Genomic DNA, 12,194 nt, shown 5'->3' on the forward strand with positions numbered 1-12,194 from the left:
CCCACATCCGGATGCAGTGACTCCTCAATCGCACTTCGTGGTGGTCGCCGCCATCGCCCCGGGACGCGAAGCAGGGCTGCGCAAGCTCCTGGCCGGCATGACCCTGGCGCCGGGGGTGGCCGATCCGGCCAATGCGGTGCTGCCGTTCGGCGCCTTCGAGCGATTGCACTTCGCGCGCTTCGCGGTACTGGGCGACGCGACCATGGCCGACCTCGAGGTCTTCGGGCTGCCGCGCCCCAAGCTGCCGACCTACCTGCTCTTCATGGGCGACTGCGACGGCGCCGCCGAGGCCCAGCTCGCCGAGCTGGTGCAGCGCGCCGGCGAAGGCCTGCGCCGCATCTTCCTGCACTGCCGCGGCTTCGACCTGCGCGACGACCTGCTCGAGTGGCTGATCGAGCATGACCGGCCCGTGGCCGCGCCCTACGTCAACCGGATCGGCCGCACCGTGCAGCAGATCCGCGAGGAAAGCGCGCTGCAGCGGGCGCTGTCGGCGCGCGTGCCGCGCGGGGTGCGCGACGCGGCCATCGATCCGCAGGTGCTGCGGCGTGATCTGCTGAACTTCGTGCGCACCCGGCAGGCTGCCGGCGAGCTGCTGCTGACGCCGCCCGCGCCGACGCCGCCGGGCTGGTGGGCGGGCAACACGCTGCACGCCATCGGCCTGCCGTTCGCGGCACTGCTGCTGTCGCCGCTGCTGCTCGCGGCGCTCCCTTTCGTCCTCGCGCTGCTGCGGCGGCACGAACGCGCCGACCCGGAGTACTGCCCGCGACCGCGCGCCGCTGCCGTGAGCGAGATGCAGGAGCTGGAAGACCACGACCTGAGCAACAGCTTCACCGCGCTGGGCGCCGTCAAGCCCGGCCGGTTCCGGGCCGGCCTCGTGCAGGTGCTGCTGCTGGCGATCGCCTGGGCCTGCCGCCATGTCTTCGGGCGCGGCCACCTGGGGCGCGTGCGCACCATCCATTTCGCGCACTGGGTCTTCCTCGACAACAAGCTGCGCGTGCTGTTCGCCAGCAACTACGACGGCAGCCACGAGGCCTACATGGACGACTTCATCAACAAGGTCGCCTGGGGCCTCAACCTGGTCTTCAGCAACGGCTTCGGCTGGCCGCGCACGGCCTGGCTGATCAAGGAGGGCGCGCGCCGCGAGCTGCCCTTCAAGTACTACCAGCGCGGCCACCAGCTGCCGACCCAAGTCTGGTACAAGGCCTACCCGGGCCTCACGCTCAGCGACATGGAGCGCAACCGGCGCATCCGCGAAGGCTTCGAGCGCGTGGGCATGAGCGATGCGGAAGCGCTCGCGTGGCTGAGGCTGCTATGAGCACGCACGACACGCCGCCGGTCGACTTCGAAGACATCCAGGGCCTGGTGCGCTTCGGCTACAAGCGGCTGACGCAGGCCTGCTTCCTGCTGCTGCGCATCCGCGATGCAGCGGCCGCCCGCGCCTGGCTCGGCACGGCGCCGGTCACGCCCGCCGGCGAGCGCAAGCCGCCGCCGCGCACCGCGCTGCAGATCGCCATCAGCGCCCCGGGCCTGGACAAGCTGGGCGTGCCGAGGGACATCGTCGAGGGCTTCTCGGCAGAGTTCCTGGCCGGCATGACCGGCGACGCGAGCCGGGCACGGCGGCTGGGCGATCTCGGCGCGAACGATCCTGCCGGATGGAAGTGGGGCGGCGCGCCGCACGATGTGCCGCATGTGCTGGCGATGGTCTACGCGGTGCCGGGCGAGCTCGACGGCTGGCTTGCGACCGTGCGCGCCCAGTGCGCGGCCGGCTGCGAGGAAACGGAGGCCCTGTTCACCGCCAACCTGCGCGAGACCGAGCCCTTCGGCTTCATCGACGGCATCTCGCAGCCGCGCGTCGACTGGGAGCGCCGGCGCGCCGCGCGCGACGAGGAGCAGTTCGGCTTTACCAATCGGTCCTGCCTCGGCGAATACCTGCTGGGCTATCCGAACGAATACGGTGCCTACACCGACAGGCCCTTGCTGGAGCCGCAACGCGATCCCGGCGCGCTGCTGCCCCGGGCCGAGGAGGCCCCCGGCATGGCCGACCTCGGGCGCAACGGCAGCTACCTGGTGATGCGCCAGCTGCGCCAGGACGTGGACGGCTTCTGGCAGTTCATCGACCGCCAGGCCGGCGGCGACTCGCTGCTGCGCCGGCGCCTGGCCGAGGCCATGGTCGGACGCAAGCTGGAAGGCGGCGAGGCGCTCGTGGGCCCCGGGCGCGAGCGCATCGACGGCATCGAGGAAGACGAGCGGCGGCGCAACGGCTTCACCTACCGCAGCGACCCCGACGGCCTGCGTTGTCCTCTGGGCGCGCACATCCGCCGCGCCAACCCGCGCAATGCCGACCTGCCGCCGGGCTGGGCGAATCCGCTCTCGCGCCTGTGGCGGCGGCTGGGCTTCGGCGCGGACCCTCTGCGTCCCGACCTGGTCGCCTCGACCCGCTTCCATCGCCTGCTGCGCCGGGGCCGCGAGTACGGCGGCGCGCCGGGTGAGGAGACCGGCCTGCACTTCATCTGCCTGGGCGCGAACATCGGGCGCCAGTTCGAATTCGTGCAGAACGCGTGGCTGATGGGCACGCGCTTCGACGGCCTCTCCGGCGAGGCCGATCCGCTGCTGGGCCATCGGCTGCCGGACCCGGACGGCAGCCTCGCCGACGGCTTTTCGATGCCCGTGGGCACGGGCCCGGATCGCCGCGTTTCGGGCCTGCCCCAGTTCGTGACCGTGCAGGGCGGGGCCTACTTCTTCCTGCCGGGCATCGGCGCGCTGCGCTACCTGTCGAAAGTCCAAGCCTCATGAACCACTCGAACGCGAGCCGCCCTGCGCCCCGCGCCAACACCGGCTCGGCGCTGAAGAACTTCATCAGCGACTCCGGCATGGCCCTGCTGCGGCTGGAGCGCAGGTTCGATCCCTTCGTGCGGCCGGCCTTCGACGCGCTGCTGCGCGACCCGCTGGCGCGCCTGACCACCGCGCTGATCAACAGCCGCCGCCCGAACGAGGGCCTGGGCATCGCCGAAGAGAAACTGCTGCCCGGCGAGGAGGCGTTCGTCGACTCCATCATCCGCAGCTTCAACCAGCAGATGCGCGATCTCTGGAAGCCCGGCGGCTTCGAGCGCGGCGGCAACACCAAGACCCAGGGCATCGTGCGCGCCGAGTTCATCGTGCACGACGACATCCCCGCGCACATGAAGCGGGGCATCTACGCCGAGGCCCGGCGCTTCAACGCCTGGGTGCGCTTCTCCGGGCCCGGGCCCTACATCACCCCCGACATCGAGGACGTGGGCTTCATGAGCATCGGCATCAAGCTGATGGGGGTGCCGGGCCCGAAGCTGATGGAGGAGGAGCAGCACACGCTGGACATGTTCGGCGTCTCCACGCCCACCTTCGTCACGCCCGACGTCAAGGCCAACGCGGCGCTGCAGATCGAGAGCGTGAAGAACGCGCAGATCTTCTACTTCGTCAACCTGCGCGAATCGCATGTGCTGGACCTGGTGATGCAGTCGCTCTTCATCAAGACCCAGTCGAGCCCCTTCGAGGCGCCGTACTTCAGCTGCGTGCCTTACCTGCTGGGCGAAGGGCAGGCCATGCAGTATTCGGTGTGGCCGAAGTCCGCCCGGCGCACGCCCATCCCGCGCCTGCCGCTGCGCCCGCCCGACGACTACCTGCGCCAGGCCATGGTCGCGACCTTGAACCGGGAAGAGGTGGAGTTCGACATCCGCCTGCAGATGCAGACCGATCCGCACTTGATGCCGATCGAGAACGCGGGCGTGCTGTGGCCCGAGAAGCTGTCGCCGCGCGTCAGCGTTGCCACGCTGCGCATCCCGAAGCAGCGCTTCGATTCGCCGGCGCAGATGGAATTCGCGAAGAAGCTCTCGTACAACCCCTGGCACACCACGCCCGAGCACCGGCCGCTGGGCAACCAGAGCCGGGCGCGAAGGCGGATGTACTGGGAACTGTCGAAGCTGCGGCACGACATGAACGGGGTGCCGCACTACGAGCCGACCGGGGACGAGGTGTTCGAGTAGGGCGGGCTCGATCGGGCCGTGGGCAGCCGCCGCCCCAGCTTGCGCCGGCGACTGCGCCGCAGCCAGTGCCGGCCCGGGACCGGTCGCCGGCAGCAGCCCGCAGAGGCGAATGAAGGCGAGGTGCTCGTCATGTCACATCTCGTGCGGGTCCATCTTCTTGCCGGTGGGGAACAGGTCCACCGAAATCAGCACGGCGGTCGTGCTGCCGGTGTTCTTCCACCAATGCGAGGTGCCGTTCTTTTCGGGCGCCACGTCGCCGGCGCGGTGCACGATGGGTACCGCGCAGCTGCTGGCGTACTCCACCACCTCGCCGGAGACGATGTAGATCATCGCCGGGCGTTCGTTGTGGCTGTGCCAGGGCACGACGCCGCCGGGCTTCATCTCGAGCTGACGCAGGCGGAACAGGCGGCCCTTGAGCGCCAGCGGCTCCTTCGACAGGTCGGTGCTGTGGCGCACCACGTCCGTCACGTCCTTGGGGCTCATGGGGCCGGGCGGCTGGCCCTGGCCGTCGGCCACGACCATGCCGGCCGGGCATTCGCCGGCATGGACGGCCGGCGCCAGGATGCCGAGGGCACCGGCGGCGAGCGCGGCGAGCAGGGCGGGGCGCCACGGCAGGCGGCGCGGGGGATTGGCGATATGCATGGTGAATCTCCTGGAGGCGAAGGTTGTTGACGAGGGACGGATCGCCGTTCGGCGGCTCCGAAGTGCACTGTGGCGGCCGGGCTTCACGCTGCGGTCCGCCGGAGTTCACGCTTTGATCACGCATTGCCAGCCGGGCCGGATCTGGCGCACAGTGCGCACAGCGCGCACCTGTCGCGACATGGGAAGAGGACGAAGACCGCGATGAGCCCGACGCCCGAAGTGCATGCCTGGATCGCCGACGCCGGCGCCTTCCGGCTCGGCCGCGGCCTGCTGGCGGGCCGGCGCGTGCTGCTCAAGTGCGCACGGCAGCCGCCGACCGGCGCCGCCGAGCGCGCAGCCCTGCGCCGCGAGTGCGAGCTGATGGCCGGCCTGTCCTGCGCCGCAGCGCTGCAGCCGCGCCTGTTCGAGCTGCCGTCGGGGCTCGCGCTGGTCATGGAAGATCCGGGCGGCGAACCGCTGTCCGCGCTCCTGGCGGCCGGCCCCCTGGCGCTGCCGCTGGCCCTCGGCTTCGGCGTGCAGCTCGCCCATGCGCTGGCCGAGCTGCACCGGCGCGGCCGGGTCCATCACGCATTGCGCCCCGAGATCGTGCTGTGCGACGGTGCGTCGGGCGGTGCCTGGCTGCTCGATGCCGCGGAAGCGGGCAGCGAGGCCGGGCAAGGGCTGCCGCCCACCGCCGCCACGAGCACCGTGGCCCGGCTGCGCCATGCCTCGCCCGAGCAGACCGGCCGCACCGGCAGCACCCCCGACCACCGCAGCGACCTGTACGCGCTCGGCGTGTTGCTCTACCAGATGCTGACCGGCGAGCCGCCCTTCGCGGCCGACGATGCGCTGGCGCTGATCCACGCGCACATCGCCGGCACGCCGGTGGCGCCCGCCGCGCGCGTGGCGGGACTGCCGCAAGCGGTGTCGGACATCGTGATGAAGCTGCTGGCCAAATCGCCCGACGAGCGCTACCAGAGCGCGGCCGGCCTGGCCGAGGACCTGGCCTTCTGCGCGCGCGAATGGACGGCGCAGCGCCGCATCGCACCCTTCGTGCCGGGCCTGCGCGACCCGGCGCAGGGCCTCGCGATCCGTGCGCACCTGTACGGCCGCGAGCCGGAGCAGGCGCTGCTGCGCGCCGCCTGCGAGCGCGTGCGCGAGCCGCAGGCGCGGCCCGCGATGCTGCTGGTGGACGGCTATCCGGGCATCGGCAAGACGGCGCTGGTGCTCGCGCTGTGCCGGCCGCTGGTGCGCGGCCAGGGTGGCTACTTCGTTTCGGGCAAGTTCGACCAGGTGGTGCGGGGCGTGCCCTTCGGCGCCCTGATCCAGGCCTTTCGCGAGCTGGTGCGGCAGATGCTCACCGAGAGCGAGGCGCGCCTGGCGCACTGGCGCGCGGTGCTGGTGCAGGCGCTGGGCGCCAACGGCGGCGTGCTGGCGCAGGTGATCCCCGAGATCTGCTTCATCGTCGGCGAGCAGCCGCCGCCCGTGCCGCTCGCGCCTCCCGAGGCGCAGAACCGCTTCCAGCGCGTGTTCCGGAACTTCGTCGCCGCGGTGGCGCAGCCGGCGCATCCGCTGGTGGTCTTTCTGGACGACCTGCAGTGGGCCGATGCCGCGACGCTGGGCCTGCTCGAACCCCTGCTGGACGGCCCGGAGATCCGCGGCCTGCTGCTGATCGGCGCCTGCCGCGACAGCGAGCCCGATGCGACGCAGCGCCTCGCGCCCGCCCTGCGAGGGCTGAAAGCCGCGGGCGTGGCGGTGCAGCGCGTCGCGCTCGGGCCGCTGCGCCTGGACGATCTGGCAGACCTGGTGCGCGACATGCTGCACGGCGAGCTCGACGAGGCCCTGCCGCTGGCACGGCTGGTGCTCGAGAAGACCGGCGGCAACCCCTTCTTCGTGCACCAGTTCCTCCGCAGCCTGGAGCGCGACGGCCATTTCCGCTTCGACGCGGCGGCGCAGCGCTGGCGCTACCGCATCGAGGCCATCGCGCAGGCGCCGCCGGCCGAAGACGTGGTCGAGCTCATGACGCGCAACATCCAGCGCCTGTCGACGCGCTCGCAGTACGCGCTGACGCTGGCCGCCTGCATCGGCAACCGCTTCGATGCGCACACGCTGGCGCTGATCTGCGAGCAGCCGCAGGAGAGCGTGGCGGACGATCTGGACCATGCCATGGCGGCGGGGCTGATCGTGCCGGTCCCGCCGCAGGCCCAGGCCGCCTCCGCGCACGAGGACGACGCGCCGGCGTACGACTTCCTGCACGACCGCGTGCAGCAGGCCGCCTATGCGCTGATCCCGCAGGCGCGCAAGCCCATGCTGCACCTGCGCATCGGCCGGCTGTTGCGCGCACGCGCGGGCGAAGCGCCGGCGCAGCAGGCGCTGTTCGACATCGCGCACCATCTCAACCGCGGGCGCGGGCTGATCGAGGACCCCGACGAGCGGCACGAGGTCGCGCGGCTGGACCTGCGCGCCGGGCGCGAAGCCAAGTCGTCGACCGCGCACGAGGCCGCGCTGGAGTTCTTCCGCGCCGGCCTCGACCTGCTGGACGAGTCGCAATGGGCGAGCGACCACGCGCTGTGCTTCGCGCTGCAGCTCGAGGCCGTGGAGAGCGAGTACCTGTGCGGACGCTTCGAGGCCGCGCAGCCGCAGTACCAGCAGCTCCTTCGCCGCGCCGCGACGAACATCGAGCGGGCCAGGGTCCACCGGCTGCAGAGCGTGCAGCACGAGCACATGGCGCGCTATGCCGAGGCGCTGGCGAACACGCGCGCAGGGCTGGCGCCGTTCGGCCTGCAGCTGCCCGAGACCGCCGCCGACACCGCACGCGCGCTGGCCGTCGAGATGGAGCGCATCTCCGCGCTGCTGGGCACCCGGCCCATCGCGGCGCTGGCCGAGCTGCCGGCGATGGACCATCCGGAAACCCTGGTCGTGATGAGCATGCTGACGGACATCTGGGCCTCGGCCTTCATCCTCGGCAACCCGACGCTCGCGCGGCTGATCTCGGCGATCCTGGTGCGGCTGTCGCTCACGCACGGCAATGCCGAGGAGTCGGCCTACGGCTACGTCACCCACGCGATCACGGTCGGCCCGGTGCAGGGCGACTTCCGCAGCGCCTACGAGTTCGGCATGCTGGCGCTGGCGGTCAACCACCGCTTCGGCGACACGCGGCGGCGCGCCAAGATCTACCAGCAGTTCCATGCGCACGTGAACTTCTGGCGGCAACCGCTCGCGAGCTGCATTCCCTATGCGCGCGAAGCCTGCCGCAGCGGGCTGGAGAGCGGGGACTTCCTCTACGCGGCCTACGGGGCCGGCACGGAGCTCTGGTCGTCCTTTCTCGTCTCTGAGAGCCTCGCGCAGTTCGTGAAGATGCATGCGCCCAACGTGGCGCTGATCCGCAAGCTCAAGAACCAGGGCTTTGCCGATGCGACGCAGCTGATGCTGCAATGGGCGCTCGCGCTGCAGGGCTGCACGCGCGGGCCGCTGTCGCTGTCGGACGAGGGCTTCGACGAGCAGGCCTATCGCCAGCGCTACCGCGACAACCCCTTTTTCGCCAGCTTCCATGCGGTGGCCCGGCAGCATCTCGGCACCCTCCTGGGCACGCCGGCCGAGGCGCTGGCGGCGGCGCACGCGGCGGCCGCCACGGTGCACCACGTGGCCGGCACCGTCTGGCCGGTGACCCATGCCTTCTGGCACGCGATCGCACTGTCGGCCTCCCATGACGAGGCCGCACCCGACGAGCAGGAGGCAGTGCGCGCGCAGATCGGCCAGGCCCGCGCCTATTTCGCGCTGCTGGCCGGGAACTGCCCCGAGAACTTCCGCTGCCAGGCGCTGCTGCTGGCTGCGGAAGGGTCGCGCATCGACGGCGAAGAGCTCATCGCGATCAAGTTCCACGAGCAGGCGATCGAGTTCGCGGCGCAGCACCCCGCGCTGCTGCAATTGCGCGCGCTGGCCAACGAGCTGCATGCGCGCTTGCGGCTCGCGCGCGGGGAGGCCGCGCTCGGCGCGCTCTTCATGGCCGAGGCGCGTGACTGCTATGCGCGCTGGGGCGCGAAGGCCAAGGTGGCGCAGCTCGAGGCCCGGCATGCCTGGCTGCGTCCGGCGCCGCCCGCTTCGGGGGCGGACTCGGCGGCCGTGCCGCCCGTCGCGGCTGCGCTGCCGGCAGGCGGGCACGGCGACGGCCTCGACTTCGACAGCGTGATGAAGGCCGCGCAGGCCGTGGCGGCCGAAGTCGAGCTCGACCGGCTGCTGGCGCGCTTGATGCGCATCGCGATCGAGAACGCCGGCGCCGAGCGCGGCTGCCTGGTGCTGGAGGGCGAGGACGGATCGATGGTGCATGCGGCCGACACCGCGGAAGCGCCGCAGGCCGCGGTCTCGCACGGCACGCCGCTGGCGCGATCGCGCAGCCTGCCCCTGGGCATCGTGCACTACGTGCGCCGCACCGGCGAGAGCGTGGTGCTGGCCGATGCGGCGGGCGACGACCGCTTCGGCAACGACCCCTACATCCGGCAGCACCGGCCGCGCTCGGCCATGTGCGTGGCGGTGCAGAAGCAGGGGCGCCTCGTGGGGGTGCTCTACCTGGAGAACCGCCAGCTGGCCGGCGCCTTCACCGCGCAGCGCATCCTGGTGGTGCGCATGCTCGCCACCGAGGCCGCCATCGCGCTGGAGAACGCGCGCCTGTTCGAGGGCCTTCGGCGCGAGATCGGCGAGCACCAGGCGGCGCGGGCGCAGCTGGCCGAGGCCCTGGCCCAGGTGCAGCGCCTCAAGGACGACCTGGAGGCCGAGAACGTCTACCTGCGCAGCGAGCTGATCGCCAACGTGTCGCACGACCTGCGCACGCCGCTGGCGGCGCTGCGCGGCTACCTGGAGATGCTCGCGCTGAAGGGCGGCGAACTGCCGGCGCCCACGCAGCGCAGCTACGTCGAGATAGCGCTGCGCCAGAGCGAGTACCTGGCGACGCTGGTCGACGAGCTGTTCGAGCTCGCCAAGCTGGACTTCAAGGGCGTGCGGCTGGCGCGCGAGGCCTTCCAGCTGGCCGAGCTGGCGGCCGATGTGCTGCAGAAGTTCCAGCTCGCGGCCGACCGGCAGCAGGTCGCACTGCACTTCGAGGGCGGGCAGGGCGTGCCGCCGGTCGATGCCGACCTCGCGCTGGTGGAACGCGTGCTCGACAACCTGATCGGCAACGCGCTGCGGCACACGCCGGCCGGCGGGACGGTGAGCGTGTCGCTGCGCGCCGAGGCGGGGCGGGTGGCGGCGTGCGTGGGCGACACCGGCGGCGGCATCGCCGAGGCGGCGCTGCCCTTCATCTTCGATCGCTTCTACCGCGGAGACCGGGAGCGCGAGCGCGCCGGCGCCGGCCTGGGCCTGGCGATCGCCAAGCGCATCGTGGAGCTGCACGGCGGCGAGCTGCGGGTGCAGAGCGTCGCCGGCCAGGGCTGCCGCTTCAGCTTCGACCTGCCGCAGGCGCGGGCGGACGGTGCTCAGGATGCGACGGCGCCGGAAGCTTCCAGGCGCAGCCGCGCCAGCGCCTGAATGCGCTCCAGCTCGGCCGCAGCGCGCGCGAGGAAGATGCGGTAGACCGCGTCGACCAGCACGTCGTCGCCCAGCGGCGCACGATGGCGGAAGGCCAGGTGGCCCAGCATGCGGCCGTCGCTGGCGACGATCGGCAGGCCCAGGTAGGACTCCCAGCCGGCCTCCCGCGGGAACATCCGAGCCAGGCCGCAGCGGTGCAGTGCAGGTTGCTCGGTGTGCACCACGGCTTCGCAGGGGGTGCCGGCCAGGGCGAACTCGATGTTGTCCTTGAGCGTGCCGTCGGACCAGTAGGCCAGCGTGCGCACCCGCGTCGGTGGTTGGTCGGCGCATTCGGCGACGAAGGCGCAGTCCAGGCCGAGCGCCTGCGCGAAGTGCCGCACCATGGCCGGGAAGAAGGCCTCGCCGACGGCGCCGGCCGTGCCGTCGGCCACCGCCTGCAGCACGTGGGAGACGCGGCGCAGCTGCGTCACGTCGGTGTCCTGCCCGATGACGCGGTAGGCGGCGCCGCCGGCGCGCCGGAGCGCGACTGCGCGCGACAAGACCCAGCGCACGCTGCCGTCCTTGTGCACCAGGCGCAGCTCATGCTCGAAGCGCGCGCCGTTTTGGGCGGAGCCGCTCGCCAGCGGACGTGCCAGGGCTTCGTCGAGCGCAGCGCGGTCCTCGGGATGGACGCGGGAGCGCCAGCCCTGCAGGTCGTCGGCGAGCTCGTGCGCCTCGAAGCCCAGCATGCTCTTCCAGCGCGGCGAGAGCTGCACGCGGCCCGAGGCCAGGTCCCAGTCCCACATGCCGTCCTGGCTGCCGCGCAGGGCGGCGGCATAGCGCTCCTCGCCGGCGCGCAGCTCGGCCTCGGCGGCGGCGCGCGAGGCCTCGGCGCGCTCGAGCGCACCGTGCTGCTCGGCCAGCTGCCGTTCCAGCTGCGCCAGCCTGGCGTTCCACGCGTCGCGGCGGCGTGCGGCGCGGCGCGCGGCCGAGAGGGCCAGCCAGGCCAAAAGGGCGAGAACCAGCAGTGCTGCAATGCCGATGGATGAGCTCATGCGCCGACTCCCTCCGTGATGCGCGCCGCGGAAGCCGCCGCGGCCGGCGCGAGCGGCAGGTCGAAGCTCAGGCAGGCGCCTTCGCCTTCGACGCTGCTGACCGCCAGCTCGCCGCCGTGCAGCCGCACCATGCGCCGTGCGATCGCCAGGCCGAGGCCGCCGCGGCCGCCGGGCAGTGCGCGGTCGGCATGGTCGTAGCGCTCGAAGATGCCGGGCAGCTGGTCGGCCGCGATGCCGCAGCCGGTGTCGCGCACGGCCACGCGGGCGCGCTGCGCATCGCGGCCGCACTCGATGCTCACGGTGCCGCCCGGCGGCGTGTGGCGCAGGGCGTTGTCCAGCAGGTTCTCGAGCACGCGCTCGACCATGCCGATGTCGGCCAGCGCGCGCACGCCGGCGGCCCGGGCCTCGCCGGCCTCGGCCCGCAGCGCGATCCCGCGCCGCTGCGCGTCGAGGGCGAACTTCTGCGCCACGTCCTGCGCCAGCTCGGCCAGCGCGAAGGCCTCGGGCTGCGGCTGCGCCTCGTCGCCTTCCAGCTGGCTCAGCGCGAACAGGTCGTCGACCAGCCGCCCCAGCCGTTCGCTGTGTCGCACCGCGGTCTCCAGGTAGTTGCGCTCCTCCTCGGCCGGCAGGCTGCCGTGGCGCAGGAGCAGCAGCTCCAGGTAGCCGCGCATGGAGGCCAGCGGCGTGCGCAGGTCGTGCGACACGTTCGCCAGCAGCTCGCGGCGCCGGCTTGCGTTGCGCTCGAGTTCCGCCACCTGCTCGCCGATGCGCCCCGACATGCGCTCGACGTGCGCCGACAGACGCTGGATCTCGTCGCCGTGCGCGTCGGCGCCCGGCACCCGCAGCGGCTGCCGGCAGCCGAGCTGCGCGCCGGCCTCGACCGCATCGGCCAGGCGCCTGAGGCGCCGTGAGAAGCGCCAGTAGATGGCCAGCGCCGCCAGCGCGGCCGGGGCGGCGCCGACGATCAGCATGTAGAGGCTGTCCACGGCGGCGGCGCCCG

The 12,194-nt window shown here is 72.4% G+C and carries 7 protein-coding genes; 4 read left to right on the plus strand and 3 right to left on the minus strand.

Translation table 11 applies throughout. The features are described 5' to 3' along the window. Positions 1 to 16 precede the first annotated feature (16 nt). Genes AC3A6Y_RS11790 through AC3A6Y_RS11800 form a run of 3 tightly spaced genes read left to right on the plus strand, consistent with a single transcriptional unit; the run spans position 17 to position 4,019 of the window. Positions 17 to 1,315 (plus strand): hypothetical protein, encoded by a 1,299-nt coding sequence (locus AC3A6Y_RS11790; protein ID WP_487868408.1) that lies wholly within the window; start codon positions 17 to 19, stop codon positions 1,313 to 1,315. Continuing rightward, positions 1,312 to 2,793: a Dyp-type peroxidase gene (locus tag AC3A6Y_RS11795; RefSeq protein WP_487868409.1), complete on the plus strand. Its 1,482-nt coding sequence runs from the start codon at positions 1,312 to 1,314 to the stop codon at positions 2,791 to 2,793. Before AC3A6Y_RS11790 ends, AC3A6Y_RS11795 begins: the two co-directional genes overlap by 4 nt. Further along, a complete protein-coding gene (locus tag AC3A6Y_RS11800) occupies positions 2,790 to 4,019 on the plus strand; it encodes a catalase family protein (protein WP_487868410.1) in 1,230 nt (409 codons plus the stop codon). The genes AC3A6Y_RS11795 and AC3A6Y_RS11800 overlap by 4 nt, the downstream gene beginning before the upstream one ends. 132 nt (positions 4,020 to 4,151) lie before the next feature. Here the strand turns inward: AC3A6Y_RS11800 and AC3A6Y_RS11805 are convergent, their stop codons facing one another. Then, entirely contained in the window at positions 4,152 to 4,661 is a 510-nt protein-coding gene (locus AC3A6Y_RS11805) for a cupin domain-containing protein (RefSeq protein ID WP_487868411.1), read from the minus strand. A gap of 201 nt (positions 4,662 to 4,862) precedes the next feature. Here AC3A6Y_RS11805 and AC3A6Y_RS11810 point away from each other — a divergent pair, with 201 nt between their 5' ends. Next, on the plus strand, positions 4,863 to 10,160 hold the full coding sequence (locus tag AC3A6Y_RS11810; RefSeq protein ID WP_487868412.1) for a sensor histidine kinase: 5,298 nt from the start codon (positions 4,863 to 4,865) through the stop codon (positions 10,158 to 10,160). On the opposite strand, the gene AC3A6Y_RS11815 is transcribed toward AC3A6Y_RS11810, so the two are convergent. Continuing rightward, positions 10,109 to 11,194 (minus strand): PAS domain-containing protein, encoded by a 1,086-nt coding sequence (locus AC3A6Y_RS11815; RefSeq protein WP_487868413.1) that lies wholly within the window; start codon positions 11,192 to 11,194, stop codon positions 10,109 to 10,111. The genes AC3A6Y_RS11810 and AC3A6Y_RS11815 overlap by 52 nt on opposite strands. After that, positions 11,191 to 12,180, minus strand: a complete 990-nt coding sequence (locus AC3A6Y_RS11820) for a sensor histidine kinase (RefSeq protein WP_487868414.1) — start codon at positions 12,178 to 12,180, stop codon at positions 11,191 to 11,193. Before AC3A6Y_RS11820 ends, AC3A6Y_RS11815 begins: the two co-directional genes overlap by 4 nt. Positions 12,181 to 12,194: the final 14 nt, after the last annotated feature.

Source organism: Variovorax sp. Soil_C_17, from assembly GCF_057657265.1.